The sequence below is a fragment of the Rhizobium sp. BK399 genome (assembly GCF_014194695.1).
Classification (GTDB): domain Bacteria; phylum Pseudomonadota; class Alphaproteobacteria; order Rhizobiales; family Rhizobiaceae; genus Rhizobium.
This window is the reverse complement of the sequence record NZ_JACIAH010000024.1, coordinates 17,202-35,430: the sequence shown is the minus strand read 5'-3', so window position 1 is coordinate 35,430 and position 18,229 is coordinate 17,202. Positions and strand designations below refer to the sequence as shown.

The following is an 18,229-nucleotide window of genomic DNA, read 5'->3' as shown; positions in this document are numbered from 1 at the left end:
TCATGGCTACTCTTCTTATTTCCGCGAACAGCAACCGTCAAATTGCAATTCCAAAACAGGCCGAAGATACGTTGCGGGTCTGGTGTGCCGTCGTCGCCTCGACACTCGGCGCGTTCATGGCTGTTCTGAACATCCAGATCGTCAACGCGTCGCTGGCCGACATCCAGGGGGCGATCGGTGCGGGAAAGGACGACGGCGGATGGATATCCACCTCTTATCTGATCGCCGAGATCGTCGTCATTCCGTTGAGCGCCTGGCTTGCGCGCGTGTTCTCCGTCCGCAACTACCTTCTCGCCAGCGCGATCCTCTTCCTCGTCTTCTCAGTCGCATGTGCATTCGCGACCAATCTCCAGCAGATGATCGCGTTGCGGGCCGTCCAGGGTTTTTCCGGCGGAGCGCTTATCCCAATGGCCTTCACGATTATCATCACCCTTCTTCCCAAACCCAAGCAGCCGACGGGGTTGGCGCTTTTCGCGCTTTCAGCCACCTTCGCGCCGGCCATAGGACCAACCATCGGCGGCTACCTGACCGAGAACTACGGTTGGGAATTCATCTTCTACGTTAACCTGGTCCCCGGAGTGATCATGGTCGGCATGCTTTGGGCATCGCTCGATCGCGCGCCCATGGACCTCTGCCTATTGGCAAAGGGCGATTGGCTCGGGATCGTCACAATGGCCATTGGTCTCGCCGCCCTCCAGACCGTGCTCGAAGAAGGAAACAAGGAAGATTGGTTCGGCTCCAACTTCATCGTGCGGCTGTCGATTGTCGCGGCAATCGCGCTGACGCTATTTCTCGTCATTGAGTTTAGAAGCAAGCACCCATTGCTCAATCTCCGGCTTCTCGCCAGGAGAAACTTCGGGTTCGGGATCGTCGCGAATTTTCTGCTTGGAATGGCGCTTTTTGGATCGGCCTTCATCCTGCCGATCTACCTTTCCCGCGTGCAGGGTTACAATTCGCAGCAGATTGGAGCGGTGCTTGCCTGGACAGGCATCCCACAGCTTCTTCTGATACCGCTCGTTCCGCGACTGATGAAGGTTTTTGACGTCCGCCTTCTGATCGTCTTCGGCTTCGCGCTGTTTGCGGCCTCGAACTTCATGAACGTCTACATGACGGCAGACTATGCGAGCGACCAGCTGTTCTGGCCGAACGTCGTCCGTGCCGTCGGCCAGGCTCTTGTTTTTACCCCGTTGTCGGCAGTCGCCACCGCGGGGATCGAAGAGCAAAACGCCGGGTCGGCATCCTCCCTGTTCAACATGATGCGCAACCTCGGCGGTGCGGTCGGAATAGCGTCGTTGCAAACATTCCTCACCAAGCGAGAGCAGTTCCATTCCAACATCCTGACGAACTCCATCAGCGCTTTCGACGAGTCATCCCGTAACCGTATTGCCAAGCTGGCGGCCTACTACATGAACCACGGCGTCAGCGACCAAGCCGCTGCGACGCACAAGGCTATCGTGACCATTGCCCTCAAGGTCCGGCAGCAGGCAAACATCATGGCGTTCAGCGATACGTTCTTTCTGATGGGAGCGGCGCTCGTCGTTGCATTGCTAGCGTCCCTCCTGCTGAAGAAACCAGGCCGGCTCTCCGCAGGTGGAGCGCACTAATTGACCCCGATTTTCGTTACGCCGATGCCAAAACCGCTCGAAACGTGATTTCGATGAGCTGCTCCGGGAAGGCGAGACGGGAAATTCCGATCAAGTTACTCGCGCACCGAGGCAGCTCTGTATTGTACACTTCCTTCCGGACTTTTCCTGCTACCGCGAAGGCAGCGTCGACGTCGAGAGCGAACAAGGTCTCCTCGACCACGTCATCAAGCGTAGCTCCGAATTTTTCCAGGAGCGCCACGGCGTTGGCGTAGGTTTGCCGCATCTGGGCTTCCATACTCGAGAAATTCACAGGACGCCCAGATGCGTCCAGCTCAGCAGGAGCGACGAGATTTCCCTCGCTGTCGTGGCTGAGCTGCCCAGAAAGGTAAACCACATCCTTGACTTGGACCGCTTGGCAGTAGCCATAGGTCATTTCCCAAGGAACTCCGAAATTCACGGTCTTCTTCGACGTTTCCATAAAGTCCTCCTTGTGACCAATCTTCTCCGTTCTCACAGAGCCAGTTTTTCATCACGGCTTCGCAGCGGAAGGACCAGAGTTGCGCGCGTGCCGATGCCAATCTCGCTCTGCAGATGGAGATTTCCTCCGATCTCTTGGGCAAAGTGGCCGACGATCGTCAGCCCGAAACCGCCGAGGCCAGTGGATTTCGTCGTGAAGAACGCGTCGCTGGCGCGCCGGAGTGTTTCGCGGTCCATCCCTATGCCGTTGTCGACAATTCGAAGTTCTACGACCTCCGAGAGGGGGGCATGGCGCGTCGCAGCCACTGCGAGCGAGATCGAACCTCCTTCTGGCAAGGCTTCGCGAGAGTTCGCGAGCAGTTGGATGACTGCGTCGCGAAGACCGTCACGCGAGGGATGGTTGAGGGGACCTCGATGTCCAGGACGATATCCTCTCCCAGCGTCATTTCGACCTCCAATGCTATTTCCGCGAGGAAGCCCGATATATCGAGCCCGTCGGCTTCGGTATTTGGGGAGATCAAGTGTGTGGAATTTGCGTTCATCTCCGTGGCCTTGCTCGGGTTCTGGCTACCGGAGCGCCATTGCGCTTCGATTTCAGCCGCTTTGAGCGACCGATTGGAAACCTTCGTAAGGCGTGGGAGCGCAGCCAACAAGTAAACTGAAGTTTGGGGTCCTGTGAGCGCTTCGACACCTAACCTGAAGAAACCCAAAGCCCTGCCCGATGGAAGCTTTTGTCTGGAAAGATAGCGCACTACTGTAACTTGAAGATCGGCTTCTTCAGCGTATAATGCGCCATCCCTTCAACAAGCCGCCTGATCGCCAAACCGAGCGAAAGGTGGGCTTTAGTGTTTTTTGACCGGAGGAGCCAATGTCTGAAGGCAAGGCGCTGTCGAAGGTTGATCAATCGGGAAGCGACCGCGACTTTGCGGCGCTGGCGCGTGACCTAGTGGACGCGCTGCCTGGCCATTTGTGGTCGACGGACTCGGGGGGGCGGTTCACGTACATCAATCCGAGCATGCGAGAATACTTCGGCGTCGGCTCTTTGACAGAAGAGTCTGACTGGCTGTGGCGGGTCCATCCCGACGATCATGACGCCGCAGCTGCCAAGTGGCGACATTCGCTGCACACAGGCGAAATTTTCAAGGGCGAGCACCGCTTACGAGGAGCAGACGGCGAGTATCGATGGTTTCGTATCGAGGGGCGGCCATCTTGGGACACATACCACCGGATAACGGCATGGCACGGTCAGAACGTCGACATGGAGGATCAAAAAGCGGAACTGAAGGCGCGTACGCTCGAGCTATCCTTGCTCGTCGATATGGTCCCAAGCCATTTGTGGCGGTTGACGCCTGATGGAACGACAACCCTGGTCAACAAGCGCATGGCCGATTTTCTTGGCCTTGATGTGTCGAACGTGAGCTCGCTCGAGTCCGTTATGGACACCATTTTCCATCCGGATGACGTCGAGGCCGTTGGTGTCGAGCTTACCCGGTGCCTGGCATCCGGGGACAGATTCTCAATGAGGTATCGTCTACTTCGCGCGGACGGCGCTTATCGATGGATGTCAGGTCGAGCCGAACCCTTGCGGGATCAGGACGGCAATATCGTCCAATGGTTCGGCCTATGCCACGACATCGAGGACCAGGTACAGGCGACGGCGGCGCTGCGACGATCGGCGGAAAAGCTGGCGCAGGCAACGCAAGCGGCCAACCTGTCACAGCTTTCGGCGTCTATCGCCCACGAAATCAATCAGCCGCTTGCAGCGATCGCCGCTGACTCCGAGGCATGCTCGCGATGGCTGTCGGCCGACCCACCGAACGTCGAGAGGGGCAGGCGTGCTGCGGAACGTATATCCGAGGACGTTGGAGCGGTCACGGATGTCATCGCTCGAATCCGCGCCCTCTTCCAGCACAAGCCCCAGGCGCGAACAGTTGAGGACATAAACCAACTGATCAACGAGGTCTTGAGCCTCATGTCGGACGAAATTGCCGCGACGACCACCCGGATCGATACCGAACTCGATCCAGCGCTCCCACAGGTTCTGGTCGATCACATCCAAGTGCAACAGATTTTGGTGAACCTGATCCGGAACGGAATTCAGGCGATGGACAGCACGAACCCCTTGAGGAAGTTGAGGATAAAAACAGATCGGGATGGTCCCAATACCGTTGTCATCTCCGTTGAGGATTCCGGGAGTGGATTTAGCGATCCTGACCGCGTTTTCGAGCCGTTCTTCACGACGAAGAGCGCGGGGATGGGGATGGGCCTTCCGATTTGCCGCTCAATGGTCGAATCCCACGGGGGCCATCTTTGGGTGAAAAACAACGAGACGGTGGGTGCGACCGTCGCGTTCACTTTGCCGATCGGGCTTCCGGCTGAACAAGTCTAGGCCGTCGATTCTGGCACGCGCTCGCGAAGGCTCCGACCATTGTACCCACGGCCTATAACGTACATGGCCAGGACCCAGGCTGCAGCGATCATCGCGCTGGAAACCGCCGCCAAGCTCGCATAGCCGGAAGCCCCGATCACTACGCCCGCAAAAACGGGACCTGCTGCAAACCCGAGGAGATTTGCAGCACCTGCCGCCGCCGCCCACCGTCCGCTGGAATCGAGCGCAGCAGCCAGGCCGAATAGATACGGCAGCGAAAAGTAGTAAAGGACGGCCGATGCAATGACCGCTATCCTGTATGCCCACGGGTCGGGCCAGAGGCAGAGCGCCAGCACGACGAGGATGTAACCAACGCAGAAGCCCGTGATTGGAGTTGCCCTTCCCCAGCGGACGTTCAGCACCGTGGCCGTACCCGCTCCCACCAGACCAACGAGTGTGGACGCAGTCAGTACGTATCCGACCGCGCTGGTATCAAGGCCGACCCGTTCGCCCAGTGGTCCGCTAAAGGCGAATAGCCCGGCGGAAACGGCCACGTACAGGACGATTGCGGCAAGAAGCAAAACTCCGAGCATCCGGTTGTTGATGGCAACGATCGTGTTGCCGTCCCTCACCGCGCGGACGTTGGGAACGAGCAAAAGAAGTGGTGTGAATGCCAGGGATGTTGCCGCAAGGAGAGTGAATATACCTCGATGCGCGAATGCGGCGGTGACTTCACCGCCGATGCTGAAAAGCGCAATGCTTCCTATCGCCCAGACAAGTTGGAAGTAGCCGAAAATCTTTTCAGGGTTCTGCGAGTGAGAAGCTACGATACTGAGCGAAATCGCGTAGAGGACTCCCTCCCCGGTTCCTGCCAATCCCCGCAAAAGCAATAGCCCGCTCCACCCAGCGACAAAGATCGATGCGCCTTGCGCAGAAAGGGTCACAATAATCGCGAACAGGCTGGCCCGTTTGTAGGAAAACCGCGATAAGAACGGTGCGATCAGGATCGCGGCAGTCGCGAGAGACAACAGTTCGACGGAGGCAATAAAACCAGCATCGCGCTCCGGCAGCGAAAGACCGTCGATCAATCCAGCGACAACAAATGGCGACATTTGAGGGACGAGACCGCCGATAATCTGGGCGGCTGTCGCGCCGATCACCAGAGAGGCAGGATCGCGGGATATGGCGGCATTGCCTGAAACTTCGCCCATATTCGGCGGTTCCCCAACCGCGTTTATTGTCGGTCGGCACCCTACCCCGTCATCAAACCCGTGTAAATTAGAGGACTACACCGTTGTCATCTCGTGGCCGTCATGGAGTTTTTGGACTTTGCGGACGAGATCGGCGAGCGACCGGCTTTCCATCTTCCTCATGACGTTCATCCTGTGCAGCTTGACGGTCATTTCGCAAATACCGAGTTCGTAGGCCACCTGCTTGTTCATAAGGCCGCTTACAATGAGGAACATCACCTCACGCTCCCGTCGCGTAAGCGTGTCCGCGAGTGCGTACAACCTATTATGTTCGTTCAGCACGCGATGACGCTCGTCATCTAGCTCGATTGCCTTGTCCACCGCTTCGAGCAAGTTCCGAGGAGCGAACGGCTTCAAAATGAAATCCACCGCCCCTGCCTTCAGGGCGGTGACGCTGGACGGAACATCGGCGTGTCCCGTCAGGAATATGACAGGCATTCGGCTTCCGGAGGTTGCCAGTTCTTTTTGTATCGCTAGGCCGCTGCTGTTTGGCATTTGAAGGTCGAGGACTATGCAGCCCGGTCGCCCCGTGTCCGCCGCTTCGAGGAACTCAGCGCCACTGGCAAACGCGGATACCTCCTTGTGAGTGGCCATAAAAAGGTCGAGAAGCGATTCCCTCATCCGATCGTCGTCATCAACGATATAGACAATGGGTTCCACCGTTGCTTCCGCTTTGGAACTCAAAACTGCCATGGTACACCTCCCGGCCGGAGTGCTTGTCTGCCAGAACTTGTTCCGGCTACGTTGCGCAGCAGTCTAACACCAACGTAGCGGTCGCGGACGATATACGTTGGTTTGCCAATCGTGGCCTGCCGGCAAATGATAGCAGCTAGTTGGCCTGGGCGGTGTTGATTTCATCGAAGGTACGCACGACGTCCACGATCGATCTGGCCTGAAGCTTCTTCATCATGCGGCTACGGTGAAGCTTGACCATTATCTCGCTGATGTTCATCTCCCGTGCTATCGCTTTGTTGGGCAGGCCTTTCGAAACAAGGGCAAATACCTCAGACTCACGGGGCGTAAGAGTATCTACAACCGATTGCGCGCGGAACCGCGCCAGATATTTAGACCGCATCTCAGCATTGCGGGAAAGCGCGAAACCCGTGCGTTCAGCAAGGGTTTTGAGCTCCAATGGTTTCAATATGAAGTCAAACGCGCCGGCCTTCATGGCCAAAACGCTCGCCTCCACAGAAGCGTCCCCAGTCATGAATATGATCGGCAAGGGGCATTCCAGAGCAGACAGCTTTTCCTGAAGCTCCAGACCAGTCATTCCAGGCATCCGGACATCCAGAATGACACACCCGGGGCCCGACAAGTCGGCCTGCTCCATGAAGTCGCTCGCCCTTGCATAAGCCGTAGCCAGCAGGCCAATCGATGCGAAGAAATCGACCAGCGACGTTCGAATTCTCAGGTCGTCATCAATGATGTGGACCGTTGTAAACGGTGGGTGGCTCGCCTTGGTCATGGTGGCCTCAGCAGATTGAGCAATTCACTGCTATCTAAGGGCTTGCTGAGAAATGCACAGGCTCCCAGTTCGAAAGCGACAGACGCAGCATCCGGGTCTGGATAGGATGTCATTAGGATCACTGGTTGCTCGATCCCACCTTCCCTCAGTCGTCGGAGGAGTTCGATTCCAGACATTCCCGACATCCGGAGATCGCTGAGAATGCAGTCGCACGTGAGATAGCCCTTGCTGGACATGAAATCTTCGCCTGAAGCATACAGCTCGCCGTATATGCCAGCGGAGGCAAGCATGTCCTCCAACGCGACGCGAAATTTACGGTCGTCATCGACTATAGCGACAATCTTCGCGCGGGAGCCAGACATCCATTGGCAACCTATGTTGAACCGGCATGCAGAGAATTTGATCGCAGGGAAATGCTGAGATCGGGGCATTAGCGGGCCGCAGAAGGGTGTCCTTGGGCGGCGGTCCTTCACGCCTCAAGGTTATCATAGTTGTCCTCAATGTAGCAGGTATACCAAGGTTTGTATTTCCGGGCTCAGAGTGCGCCCTACCGCTCTGACCGTGGCCCTCGATCCGGAGTCGAAACGAGGATGGATCAGGAGGGCCGATCTGCTGTAGCTGACGAACAGGAGGCTGCCGATAGTCGCCGAGTTCTACCGCTAACAGCTGCGTGCGAACCTTGGCCGCCGCCCGCGCGCACTCATAAGATGGGCCTGAAACCCGGGCAATGGTGGTTTTTAGGCGGTGGAACCGGCATCGGCCTGGCAAACCCCTCAATCGGCGTTCCTGATAGCAGATGGTCAATCACACTCTGCCGGAAAACGGGCGTCACGATCACTCGCTCCGGTGGAAGGTAATTCAGCGGCCAGAGGAGTTCCTTTGCGGGCAGCCAAGGGAGCGCAAATTCAGCGTCACCGAAATCCAGGAACAAGGGGGGCGCCTCTCTCCCCGCCAACGCTCGACGATAGCCGGCGCGATCCCATGGAAACCGCCTTCGAATTACCGCTCTGTGCGGTCGCACTTGAAAAGCATCCATATACCATCCATATAACATCTATCTGGATGGAGATACGTTATGAAGGACAATGTTCACAAGCTCCGCGACAAGGGCGGTGACTCTGAAAAAATCACGATTAATCTAGGCTATGTCGATCTCGGTCGTGTCGATCTTCTCGTGCAGGAAGGCTTTTATTCCAATCGCACGGATTTCATCCGCACGGCAATCCGAAACCAGCTTGCCATCGAGCGTGAGGCGGTCACTCAATCGATCGTCCGGCACACTCTCGAACTGGGACTTCGCGACTATACCAGTGCCGATCTGGAAGCGGTGAGGGCTGCCGGAGAACGCCTCGATATCAAGATAGTCGGACTTGCCCGCATCGCAGCCGATGTCTCCCCCGAGCTTGCCCTTGCAACCATCGAATCCATCACCGTGCTGGGCGCACTTCACGCCAGTGCAGAACTGAAATCAGCCTTGGCCGAGCGTATTCGCTAGGGCAACGGCAACACCAGCAAGGACATGTCCATGAACGAGGATTTCCTAGCATCCATGCGCCGGGCAACACTATCCACACGCGCCTTCAACCTCGCCGAGGCGACACGCGTGATCCAAGTTGCACTTGCGGGCCCTCCAGCGTTCGGCACTCACGGGACAGCAGACCCGGACATTACCCCTGCTCCATCAAAAGGCCGGTCAAAACCTTTTCCGATCGATCCCGCCGCAGAGGTCATCGAGCCGACGAAAGGGCTGAGCGGGGCTGCAACCTCGCAAAGGTTGCGAAAGCCCCTCGGAGAGGTTCTACGCATCCTGCGTGAAGGACGGTCGGCGAGCAGCGCGTTCGGATCGATGTCGGGTTCAACTCCGCCAGACATGGCCAAACATGGCCCCTATCCTGCGGTTGCAGACGGGGCACAATTTCTCATCCGATCCTTTACCGGCGCGGCCGGCCGACGAGAGTACAAGCTCTACATACCGGCATCCGCGCATGACCAGCCGCGCGGGCTTGTCGTGATGCTTCACGGTTGCAAGCAAGACCCAGATGGGTTTGCCGTTGGCACGCGCATGAATGATATTGCCGAGGCACACGGCCTGCTCGTCGCCTATCCCGGCCAGACCGGGGCGCACAACGCCTCGTCCTGCTGGAACTGGTTCCGGCCGACGGATCAGATGCGCGGGGCTGGAGAACCTGCGATCATTGCGGGGATCACCGCGGAGCTCATGTCTGAATTCAACCTCGATCGCGGCCGGGTTTTCGTCGCCGGCCTTTCAGCGGGCGGCGCGATGGCGGCCGTCATGGGCGAGACCTATCCCGATCTCTATGCCGCAGTGGGCATCCACTCTGGACTGCCCTATGGATCGGCAAACGACGTCATGTCGGCATTTTCCGTCATGCGCGGGGATGCAGGTTTTATATCCCGGCCCGAGCGCAGTGCTCGCCCGATGGAGCTGGTTCGCACCATAGTCTTCCAGGGAAGTGCTGACCGGACGGTTCATCCTTCCAACGCCAAACGGATCGTGACGGCAGCCACTCCGGCAGGCTCGACAACCCAAACGCAAACGGGCCGTTCCGCAGGCGGGCGGACCTATACGAGAACAATTGTTGCCGACCCAAATGGGGTATCGACGGTGGAACACTGGCTCGTCGAAGGTGCCGGACATGCCTGGTCGGGCGGCCATGGCAGCGGCTCCTACACCGACTCCTATGGACCGGATGCCTCAGCAGAGATGGTTCGTTTCTTCCTCGAGCATCTTAGGCTAAGGCGAAACTAAATCACACGATGAGACCCTTACGCGTGGACGGGAGACCCCTCGATAATGGAAATGGGTCCTGAGGTCTCAATCACCCGTTCAAGCCGTAGCCCGGCGGCGTTGAACAAGCTTGCATACTGTGCCTCCGTCCTCTCCAAGCCGCCGGTGACGGCGAGCATGACCACGTCGATACCTTTAATGTGGTTCGGTTCGTCACCCGGCGGGATCAGCGTCTCTGCCACAAGCACCTTCGCGTTCGGTAGCATCGCCTTTCGGCAATTTCGCAGGATCGCCATAGCACGCCCATCGTCCCAATCGTGAATGACCTTCTTGAGGACGTAGACGTCACCGCTGGGAAGGCCGTCAAAGAAATCACCAGCGATAAATTCGGTGCGCGGCAGGTCGCCTCCGGTACCGTCATGTGCCGCCGCGACGCCCGAAGGCAGATCGAAAAGCACGCCGCGCAGATGGGGGTTGCGGGCTAGGATCGCCGAGAGAAGCTGACCATGTCCGCCCCCTACGTCAATGATCCTCGTGTACGGGGTGAAGTCATAAGCTTCGGCAACGGCCTCGTTGCTGCCTTGGCTCACAGCGACCATAGCACGCTGAAACAAGGCAGCCTGCTCGGGGTGTTTCGACAGCCAGTCAAACCTTGGGCTCCCGAACACCTTGTCGAAGGCTGGCTTTCCTGTACGGACAGAATACAGGAGTTGCTCGAAGGCAAGATATGCCTCGCTATTGATCATACTGACGAAGTCACGCGGACTCGGCCGATCGGAGCGCAGCACGGCACCGACCTCCGTCAACTCGAAATGTCGGGGCGCTACTTCCCTGAAAACCCCTTCAGGCGCGAGAAGTCGCATTACACGATAAAGCGGGTCAGCGTCTGACTGAGTGGCGGCCGCTAGTTCATCCACCGACCGCTCGCCGTCGGCCAAAAGATCGGGGACGCCGAGTTCGATAATGACCCGCAGTGCCTGTGACACAGCGAACCCGAATCCGAGCCTCATGATCTGCTGCGACGCGCTGGACATGGATTCTCCTCGACTGTGTGCGTAACGCTAACAGAATTGAGCAAGCGCAACTAGGCTGCTGCCTTCAATCCGACAGGCCCGCCTTCCGAAATCCGTTCAGAATTAGGTCCATTGAGACCGGGTTCCTGAGCGGTAGGCGTCGGAGCGTCGTGAGTCAATCCGGGAGACAGGGAGTGAAGCTTGGAAAGCGCGTCTTGAGCCTCCTCGATGCGGTCGAGGTGGGCGTTAGTTGTGACCAATGGCTTGCTCGAGGCGGCCGCTGAAGAGGGCGGCAAGTGCGGCGATCGTCAAAAACATGAAACGGCCGGAATCCAGCGGGCTCAACGCCATGGCGTGCTCGGCAAGTCCAAATGCTTCGCTCGGGTCTCCGCCGAAAACCAGCGCTGCGGCGGCGGTGAAAACCACGTATCCCGCGCCGGTATTGAGGTCGAGGGCGCGGCGCACTGCGTGAAGACCGACATCATAGTCGCGTGCCACCATCGCAAGCACAAAGCCGGCCCTCGCCAGCGACATTGCATCCTCGTCGCCGGCAACGATTGCGCGGCGGGCGAGCGCGATGGCCGCCTCGGCGTCGTTCGCCCCGGCTGGCGGCCACCCGCGTCGCCATCGAGAGTGCGAGGGTAACCCTGCTGACGGGCGATCTACAAGGCATTGTCAGGGCAAGGCAGCTTAGCCGGGCGACGATGCGCAACATCAGTCAGAACCTGTTCTTCGCCTTCATTTACAACGCCGCTGGCGTGCCAATAGCGGCGGGGGTTCTCTACCCCGTCTTCGCAGTCCTCCTTTCCCCCATCATTGCCGCAGCCGCCATGGCCCTGTCGTCCGTGAGCGTCGTCGGCAGCTCCCTATTCGCACACCTTGATTTTGATTGCGGCATCACTTGGCATTATCGTCGTGTTCATCATGCTCCGGAAGCAGTGGCCGCACGCGCTTGGCATCGCCCCATACCTTCTTCTTTTGGCATGTCCGCTGATGCACCTGTTCCATGGACACGGTGGCCATGGAGGTCATGACCACAAGGACGGCGCGTGATGACGTACGAGGACTCTGCGATAAGCACCAACGACCTACTGGCTCCGCCCCAGCAGGTCTTCGCGTTCCTTGACGACCCAACCGTTGTCGAAGCCCATTTGCAGAAGCGCTCGCTAATGATGCTGGGTGCCACCATGCGATACGACGTCGATGCCGGGAACGGGCAAGTCGTCGGCTCCATCGTAAAGATGCGCGGCAAGGTTCTCGGCATGGAGCTGTTCGTCTAGGAGATCATCACCGAATGGCACCCACCGTGGCGGAAGCCGTGGCAAACGCTCGGCCGTCCGAAGTTCCTCGTCATCGACTCCTATGGACTTCGTCATCAGGCCGATCTCGGAAGGCACCCGGTAATCGTCAAAATTCAATACTCGCATTCCCTCAGCCCGGTGGGTAGCTGGCTGGGCGGAGTTCCGGCAAAAGCGTACGCCAGGTGGTGCGTATCAAAAATGACGTCGGAGGCGGGCAATCACTTCCCACAGTCTCCGAAAAGAACCTGAATGGAAGGCCGGTCACCCGGCCCTCCCGACGGCCTCAGGCGGCCATCTTCTCACAGCTGTCCGCGCAGCGTCGGCAAGCATCAACGCAGCTTTCCATGTCGCCGATGCGCTCGCAGTCAGCAGCGCATTCCCGGCAGATTTCCGCGCATTCACGGCAGGTGTGCTTATGATGCGGTGTGCCGAGCAACATGAAATGCGCCGATGTACGGCACATTTCCGAGCAAGCCATCATGAGACGGAAATGGTCAGGCTTCGTATGTTCGCCACCCATTTCCAAACAGTGGGTCATCGCCATCGATAGGCACTCCTGGTAGCAAGCCAGGCAGGTCTCGATGCAACGCTTCATTTGTTCCGATTGGTGGTGCATGACCGGCTCCTACTTGGCTTCCTTCTCGACCCACTTGGTCATGTACGCGATCTCCTTCTTTTGCGCAGCGATGACCTTCTTCGCCATGTCCTTCGCCGCTTTGTTATCGCCGTACTTCAGTTCGGCCTCGGACATGGCGATTGCGCCCATGTGGTGGGCGATCATCCCGCAGACGAAAGCCACATCGGGGTCTTTCTGCATCATTCCCGTCATCATGTCGTCGTGCATCGACTTCATGCCGTCCATCACGGCCTTCTGGTAATCGCCCATTTTATCCATGGGCATATCCATCTTCACGTCACCGCCAGAAGACATGTCCATCTTCATCCCGCCGCCGGACGCCGTGCCCATGTTGGCCATGTCCATCCCCTTGCATTTTTCGGGAAGGGTCATTTCCTGGGCGATAGAAGGCTGCACTGCAAATGACAGGCAAGACGCGGCGAAAGCCGTCAAAAGGTACTTCGTTTTCATCGGAAATCTCCAAAGATTGGGTTGATCGAAACGTCAGACCGCGACGTCTCTCGGCGGCGGATCGATTGGCCTGATCAACAGGAGCGGGCTTGCTGCCGCGTGTCCCGGGAAAACGATGCCTCCCAACCGCAGCGACGCACCGGAGAGCACGACGATCGGCATAAGCGGACAGCAATGCATGTCAGTGCAGCATGCGCCTACATGTATCGTATCCGGCTTTTCATCATGTGAGCCTGAGTAGGCATGCACGCACTGCCCGCCCAGCGAACCAGCGTTCACCGACGGGGCCATCGCCGCGATCACCATCAAGCTCAACGCCAGGGCGATTATGGCATGGGCCATTTTGCTACGAATACGGCTCACTGCGAATTTCCCTTTCGCTTCCACTGCGAAAGCAGAATTTTGTTCCTGAGGGCGATATGGGCTGGGAAGCTTGGAAAGCAACCAAGGAGCGCGAAGTGGATACCCAATTTTTACAGAGTCACGGCACTCTCCACGGCAATTGGAGGGGATCGAATGCGCAAAGGCTACAGGGGTTACCAGATCGCCTTGCACTGGGTTATCGCTGGACTACTGCCGATACAGTACCTCACTGGAGGTAGTATTGAGCGGACCCATCATGCGGTGCACATGGGCGTGCAGCCGTCGGCGACCGACGTTCTGCAGCATCTGATCCACAACTATGCAGGGCTTGTCATCGGCGGGTTGATGGTCCTGCGGCTTCTCCTGAGGATTATGCAGCCGCCTACAAAAGCAACGCCGCTAACACGCGCCGACCTGCTCGCGACAGCCCTCCACATTGCCTTCTATACAGCGATCATCGGTCAAGCCGCACTTGGTTTCGTCGCCAGCTATTTGACCTTCTCCGTCGCCCCGCTTCATGCCATCGGATCGAATGTGATCCTGATGATGGTCGCGATCCACTTCACCGCTGCTGCCTGGCATACGTTGATCAAGCGAGACGCTACAATCGACCGGATAATCCTTCCCCGCACAGACGAGCCGGTTACCTGAACCGTCAGGTCAGACGCTAACCGCATTGTTGGACCCAAGTCCGATGGCGAGGGGAGCGGTTAGTCCTAGTCTCTTCCTATCCTCTTCTGCTGGGAGGATAGTGGGAGGCCACAGCGGAGGGGTGGTTTGCAAAAAGCCGGGGTCGCCTCCCTCAAACTCGTTGCCGTCCGAAATTGCAGGCGGTTCAGCAAAATAGATGTTGACCTTCCAACGGTGGCAAGCCGTACACGCCCCCATGACTGCCTCACAATGGTCGCGAATCTTTGAAACGTTCGGGAGCGCAATTGAAGCGAGGCCGCTTTGGCTGTAGCTCTTGGGAATGGGCAAAATGTATCGAATCGCACTGAGCAGACTGCTCATATTCGTGCGGCTGGTGATCATCGTATCGCTGGCAGGATACACCTTGTCCAACGCAAATGCCGCCATGCATGGATCGGCTTTCCCCGAATTGCCGTCACCAATTGCCGCGAGCGGGCACGACCATAGTGCCATGTCTCACGATCATCACGGCATGTCCGGTCACGATCATTCGATGTCCGGTGATCAGGCGGCGGCTCAAGATGTTTCCCAGCAGCATGATCACGGGTCATCCACGGGCGATCACGACCAGTTCTCCAAACAGCAGTGCTGCAAGGATTTCTGCGGCGGCTTTGGCATTGTTTGTGAAGCTCACGACGTCGGCGGACCCGTCGTGTCTTCGATCCGGCAGTTCGTCAACGATCAAAGTCTCGTTGGCGAGCTGCCGCCTCTGTATCGACCGCCTAATATCTGAATAGCGATTAGCCCGTCCTGACGGGTCCGGAAGGCATGCCGTGGCGACAGCCGCGCCTGCCGGTCGACTTCTGCTATTCGGATTTTTCAAAATGAAACCTTCCCTTTTTGTGGTGGGGCTGCCCCTTTTGATTGGCGGCTGCGCATCCACCCCTCCCGATGTTATTGCGTCGGCGGACGTCCAGCAGACGTACTCGGTGCGTCCTATTCGATACCGTTCGCCAATCTCTGGCTTCGTTGCCCGCCAGCCTGTCGATCCCAAGCCGTGGCGGCAACAAAACGAGCAGCTGTCTCCGAAGACCGGAGACCAATCATGATCGCGATCAGGAGAGCGGTAGTCCTGACAGCTATTCCACTGGTTCTGGCCGGTTGCGTCAGCAGTGCCGAATACGCCGGAAAGGAAGCGGGCTTTTCCACGGTCTCTGCCAAAGTCGGTGGTGTCACGTCTAAACAGACTGTCTGGGTGCAAAACCAACAGCAGGCACAGGCAACGTCCTCTCGCGTGAGGGCCATCCTTGGCAGGAACAAGGTGCTGGACGCCGAGACAGCCGTTCAGGTCGCGCTCATCAACAACAAGGGCCTGCAGGCAGCCTACGCCGACCTCGGCGACAGCGCGGCAGATGCCTGGCAGTCGACGATGCTGCTGAACCCGACGGTTTCTGTAGGCTTCTCGGGGGTCGGTGCGCCGGAACTTGAGGCATTTCGTACAATCGAGGGGGCGATCACCACAAACCTTCTCGCCTTGATGACGAAGAAACGGGACATCGAAATCGCCGACACCCGTTTCAGGCAGGCTCAGTTGAACGCTGCCGTTAGGACCCTGCAGCTCGCAGCGGAAACCCGTCGTGCCTGGATCAACGCCGTCGCCGCATGGGAAAACGTCGGTCAGCTGCAACGAGCACAAGCAGCCGCCGACGCAGCGTCGGAACTCGCCGAAAAGCTCGGAGAAACAGGCGCTATGACCAAAAGCGGCCAAGCCCGTGAGCATGTCTTCGTTGCCGAGCTGGCTGGCGAAACGGCGAAGGCTCGACTGACGGCTCGTCTTGCCAAGGAGGAACTCACGAGACTGATGGGCCTATGGGGCACAGATGTCGATTACCAGGTTCCAAACAGTCTCCCGGCACTGCCACGGTCGCTTGCCAAGCGCGACGCAATAGAGACCGAAGCCCTCAGAAATCGTATTGACCTTCAGGTCGCCCGCCTGGAGCTGGAGGCCACCGCGCGATCCTATGGCCTGACCGAGGCCACCCGCTACGTCACGGACCTGGAAATCCTCGCAGGCTTCGAAGCCGAACGCGAAGTCGAGGACGGGAAGAAGAAGTGGGAAACCACTGCCGCTGGCGAGCTGGAGTTCTCAATCCCCATCTTCGACACCGGCAAGGCAAGGATGCGCAAGGCCGAGCTTGGCTACATGCGGGCCGCGAACCAATTGGCGGAGAAGGCCGTCAATGTCCGTTCGGAGGCAAGATCGGCCTACGAGGCCTACCGCTCCAACTACGACATCGCCCGGCACTACCGCAACAACGTCGTGCCGCTGCGTACCAAGGTCGAGGAAGAGTCCCTGCTCACCTACAACGGGATGATCACCAACACCTTCGAATTGCTCACCGACACTCGGGACAAGATCAATTCCATCCTGCTTTCCGTCAACGCCAAGCGAGATTTTTGGCTGGCCGACGCGAACCTTGCCCCCGCTGTCTATGGCGGCGGCTCGTCTGCGGCGGCAGCCGAGACCGAGGTTGCTTCGGCCTCCGAAAGCGGCGGCGGCGCTCATTGAGAAAGGGCACTCAGATGTTCAATAGACGACAACTTTTTGGCGCTGGTGCAGCCCTGGTGGCAGCCGGAGCCTGGACCAAGACGTCCGCGATGGGCCTACCGGACGCTCCGGCAATGGCGTCGGCGGATATGCAGCCTCCACTGCACCCGACCTCGGGCCCTGACTATCAGCCGGTTGTCACCCTCAACGGCTGGACACTTCCCCATCGGATGAACAATGGCGTCAAGGAATTTCACCTTGTCGCCGAGCCGGTGGAACGAGAGATGGCGGATGGCATGACCGCCTACCTCTGGGGCTACAACGGACAATCTCCAGGACCGACCATCGAGGCCGTCGAAGGTGACCGTGTTCGTATCTTCGTCACCAACAAACTGCCGGAGCATACGACGATCCACTGGCACGGCATGATCCTGCCATCGGGTATGGACGGCGTTGGCGGTCTCACGCAGCCGCACATCCCGGTCGGCAAGACATTTGTCTACGAGTTCGATCTCGTGAAGTCCGGCACCTTCATGTACCACCCGCACTCGGACGAGATGGTCCAGATGGCGATGGGCATGATGGGCTTCTTCGTCATCCACCCCAAGGACCCAAAGTTCATGCGGGTCGACCGGGACTTTGTGTTCCTGCTCAACGCCTATGACATCGATCCCGGCACCTATGTGCCCAAGGTCATGGAAATGACCGACTTCAACATGTGGTGCTGGAACAGTCGCATTTTCCCCGACATCAGCCCGCTTGTCGTTTCCAAGAACGACCGCGTGCGTGTCCGCGTCGGCAACCTGACGATGACCAACCACCCGATCCACATGCACGGCTATGACTTTGAGGTCACCTGTACGGATGGAGGCTGGGTGCGGCCGGAAGCGCGGTGGCCGGAGGTCAGCATCGACATCCCCGTCGGGGCGATGCGGGCTTACGAATTCGATGCCAAGTACCTCGGGGACTGGGCGATCCATTGCCACAAGTCGCATCACACCATGAACGCAATGGGCCACGACATCCCGACCTTCATTGGTGCCGACAAGTCGAAGGTAGCCGAAAAAATCCGCAAGCTGCAGCCCGATTACATGCCGATGGGAACCAAAGGCATGGCTGACATGGGCGAAATGGAAATGCCCATCCCCGAGAACACCATTCCCATGATGACCGGTTGGGGTCCCCACGGGCCCATCGAGATGGGGGGCATGTTCTCGGTCGTGAAAGTCCGTGAGGGCATCTCGGCCGACGATTACTCCGATCCGGGTTGGTACGAAAACCCGCCCGGGACCCAAGCCTGGGAGTGGACCGGCGAACTGCCGGACGCTCCCGAGGCCACAGACGCAAACACCACCATCACGCCGAAGCCGATGAAACACGGTTGACGCACAT

At 58.4% G+C, this 18,229-nt stretch carries 21 protein-coding genes and 1 pseudogene; 12 read left to right on the top strand and 10 right to left on the bottom strand.

Going from position 1 to position 18,229, the window contains the following annotated elements:
- The first annotated feature begins 2 nt into the window (after positions 1 to 2).
- A complete protein-coding gene (locus FHT97_RS28325; protein ID WP_183864883.1) occupies positions 3 to 1,604 on the top strand; it encodes a DHA2 family efflux MFS transporter permease subunit in 1,602 nt (533 codons plus the stop codon).
- Positions 1,605 to 1,620: 16 nt separating this feature from the next.
- Here the strand turns inward: FHT97_RS28325 and FHT97_RS28320 are convergent, their stop codons facing one another.
- Both FHT97_RS28320 and FHT97_RS28315 read right to left on the bottom strand, forming a co-directional pair.
- On the bottom strand, positions 1,621 to 2,064 hold the full coding sequence (locus FHT97_RS28320; protein WP_183864882.1) for a Rid family hydrolase: 444 nt from the start codon (positions 2,062 to 2,064) through the stop codon (positions 1,621 to 1,623).
- A 32-nt stretch (positions 2,065 to 2,096) separates the two neighbouring features.
- Positions 2,097 to 2,522, bottom strand: coding sequence for an ATP-binding protein (locus tag FHT97_RS28315; RefSeq protein WP_259131701.1), 426 nt, complete (start codon positions 2,520 to 2,522; stop codon positions 2,097 to 2,099).
- Positions 2,523 to 2,931: 409 nt separating this feature from the next.
- Here FHT97_RS28315 and FHT97_RS28310 point away from each other — a divergent pair, with 409 nt between their 5' ends.
- Positions 2,932 to 4,452 (top strand): PAS domain-containing sensor histidine kinase, encoded by a 1,521-nt coding sequence (locus tag FHT97_RS28310; RefSeq protein WP_183864881.1) that lies wholly within the window; start codon positions 2,932 to 2,934, stop codon positions 4,450 to 4,452.
- Here FHT97_RS28310 and FHT97_RS28305 read toward each other — a convergent pair.
- The 3 genes from FHT97_RS28305 to FHT97_RS28295 all read right to left on the bottom strand — a co-directional run bounded on the left by FHT97_RS28305 (position 4,449) and on the right by FHT97_RS28295 (position 7,146).
- On the bottom strand, positions 4,449 to 5,642 hold the full coding sequence (locus FHT97_RS28305; protein WP_183864880.1) for an MFS transporter: 1,194 nt from the start codon (positions 5,640 to 5,642) through the stop codon (positions 4,449 to 4,451). The genes FHT97_RS28310 and FHT97_RS28305 overlap by 4 nt on opposite strands.
- Before the next feature lie 75 nt (positions 5,643 to 5,717).
- On the bottom strand, positions 5,718 to 6,374 hold the full coding sequence (locus tag FHT97_RS28300; RefSeq protein ID WP_183864879.1) for a response regulator: 657 nt from the start codon (positions 6,372 to 6,374) through the stop codon (positions 5,718 to 5,720).
- 136 nt (positions 6,375 to 6,510) lie between these two features.
- Positions 6,511 to 7,146, bottom strand: a complete 636-nt coding sequence (locus tag FHT97_RS28295) for a response regulator (RefSeq protein ID WP_183864878.1) — start codon at positions 7,144 to 7,146, stop codon at positions 6,511 to 6,513.
- A gap of 1,075 nt (positions 7,147 to 8,221) precedes the next feature.
- On the opposite strand from FHT97_RS28295, the gene FHT97_RS28285 reads away from it, so the two are divergent.
- Both FHT97_RS28285 and FHT97_RS28280 read left to right on the top strand, forming a co-directional pair.
- Positions 8,222 to 8,641, top strand: coding sequence for a CopG family transcriptional regulator (locus FHT97_RS28285; RefSeq protein WP_183864876.1), 420 nt, complete (start codon positions 8,222 to 8,224; stop codon positions 8,639 to 8,641).
- Between the two features lie 30 nt (positions 8,642 to 8,671).
- Positions 8,672 to 9,916 (top strand): PHB depolymerase family esterase, encoded by a 1,245-nt coding sequence (locus FHT97_RS28280; protein ID WP_183864875.1) that lies wholly within the window; start codon positions 8,672 to 8,674, stop codon positions 9,914 to 9,916.
- 17 nt (positions 9,917 to 9,933) lie between these two features.
- Here the strand turns inward: FHT97_RS28280 and FHT97_RS28275 are convergent, their stop codons facing one another.
- Together FHT97_RS28275 and FHT97_RS28270 are read right to left on the bottom strand one after the other, a co-directional pair.
- On the bottom strand, positions 9,934 to 10,929 hold the full coding sequence (locus FHT97_RS28275) for a methyltransferase (RefSeq protein ID WP_183864874.1): 996 nt from the start codon (positions 10,927 to 10,929) through the stop codon (positions 9,934 to 9,936).
- A 225-nt stretch (positions 10,930 to 11,154) separates the two neighbouring features.
- Positions 11,155 to 11,442, bottom strand: coding sequence for a hypothetical protein (locus FHT97_RS28270; protein ID WP_183864873.1), 288 nt, complete (start codon positions 11,440 to 11,442; stop codon positions 11,155 to 11,157).
- A gap of 76 nt (positions 11,443 to 11,518) precedes the next feature.
- Between FHT97_RS28270 and FHT97_RS28265 the strand changes: the two are divergent.
- The 3 genes and pseudogenes from FHT97_RS28265 to FHT97_RS28255 all read left to right on the top strand — a co-directional run.
- Positions 11,519 to 11,777: pseudogene (locus FHT97_RS28265) on the top strand (haloacid dehalogenase); the annotation flags it as partial.
- Between the two features lie 16 nt (positions 11,778 to 11,793).
- A complete protein-coding gene (locus FHT97_RS28260) occupies positions 11,794 to 11,961 on the top strand; it encodes a DUF2933 domain-containing protein (RefSeq protein WP_348649652.1) in 168 nt (55 codons plus the stop codon).
- Complete coding sequence (locus FHT97_RS28255) at positions 11,961 to 12,188, top strand: hypothetical protein (RefSeq protein ID WP_183864871.1); 228 nt, start codon at positions 11,961 to 11,963, stop codon at positions 12,186 to 12,188. Before FHT97_RS28260 ends, FHT97_RS28255 begins: the two co-directional genes overlap by 1 nt.
- A gap of 304 nt (positions 12,189 to 12,492) precedes the next feature.
- Here FHT97_RS28255 and FHT97_RS28250 read toward each other — a convergent pair whose 3' ends face one another.
- The 3 genes from FHT97_RS28250 to FHT97_RS28240 are packed head-to-tail and all read right to left on the bottom strand — an operon-like array spanning position 12,493 to position 13,659.
- Entirely contained in the window at positions 12,493 to 12,825 is a 333-nt protein-coding gene (locus FHT97_RS28250) for a four-helix bundle copper-binding protein (protein WP_183864870.1), read from the bottom strand.
- Positions 12,826 to 12,834: 9 nt separating this feature from the next.
- Positions 12,835 to 13,296, bottom strand: a complete 462-nt coding sequence (locus FHT97_RS28245) for a DUF305 domain-containing protein (protein ID WP_246712823.1) — start codon at positions 13,294 to 13,296, stop codon at positions 12,835 to 12,837.
- A 33-nt stretch (positions 13,297 to 13,329) separates the two neighbouring features.
- Positions 13,330 to 13,659, bottom strand: a complete 330-nt coding sequence (locus FHT97_RS28240) for a hypothetical protein (protein WP_183864869.1) — start codon at positions 13,657 to 13,659, stop codon at positions 13,330 to 13,332.
- A 153-nt stretch (positions 13,660 to 13,812) separates the two neighbouring features.
- Between FHT97_RS28240 and FHT97_RS28235 the strand changes: the two genes are divergently transcribed.
- The 5 genes from FHT97_RS28235 (at position 13,813) to FHT97_RS28220 (ending at position 18,222) form a co-directional block, all read left to right on the top strand.
- Positions 13,813 to 14,310 (top strand): cytochrome b/b6 domain-containing protein, encoded by a 498-nt coding sequence (locus tag FHT97_RS28235; RefSeq protein ID WP_183864868.1) that lies wholly within the window; start codon positions 13,813 to 13,815, stop codon positions 14,308 to 14,310.
- A gap of 319 nt (positions 14,311 to 14,629) precedes the next feature.
- Complete coding sequence (locus FHT97_RS28230) at positions 14,630 to 15,082, top strand: hypothetical protein (protein ID WP_183864867.1); 453 nt, start codon at positions 14,630 to 14,632, stop codon at positions 15,080 to 15,082.
- Between the two features lie 91 nt (positions 15,083 to 15,173).
- Complete coding sequence (locus tag FHT97_RS31205) at positions 15,174 to 15,398, top strand: hypothetical protein (protein WP_246712828.1); 225 nt, start codon at positions 15,174 to 15,176, stop codon at positions 15,396 to 15,398.
- A complete protein-coding gene (locus FHT97_RS28225; protein WP_183864866.1) occupies positions 15,395 to 16,858 on the top strand; it encodes a TolC family protein in 1,464 nt (487 codons plus the stop codon). Before FHT97_RS31205 ends, FHT97_RS28225 begins: the two co-directional genes overlap by 4 nt.
- Before the next feature lie 14 nt (positions 16,859 to 16,872).
- The gene (locus tag FHT97_RS28220; protein WP_183864865.1) at positions 16,873 to 18,222 is read left to right on the top strand and encodes a copper oxidase; all 1,350 of its coding nucleotides are present in this window, start codon (positions 16,873 to 16,875) and stop codon (positions 18,220 to 18,222) included.
- The last annotated feature ends 7 nt before the right edge of the window (positions 18,223 to 18,229 follow it).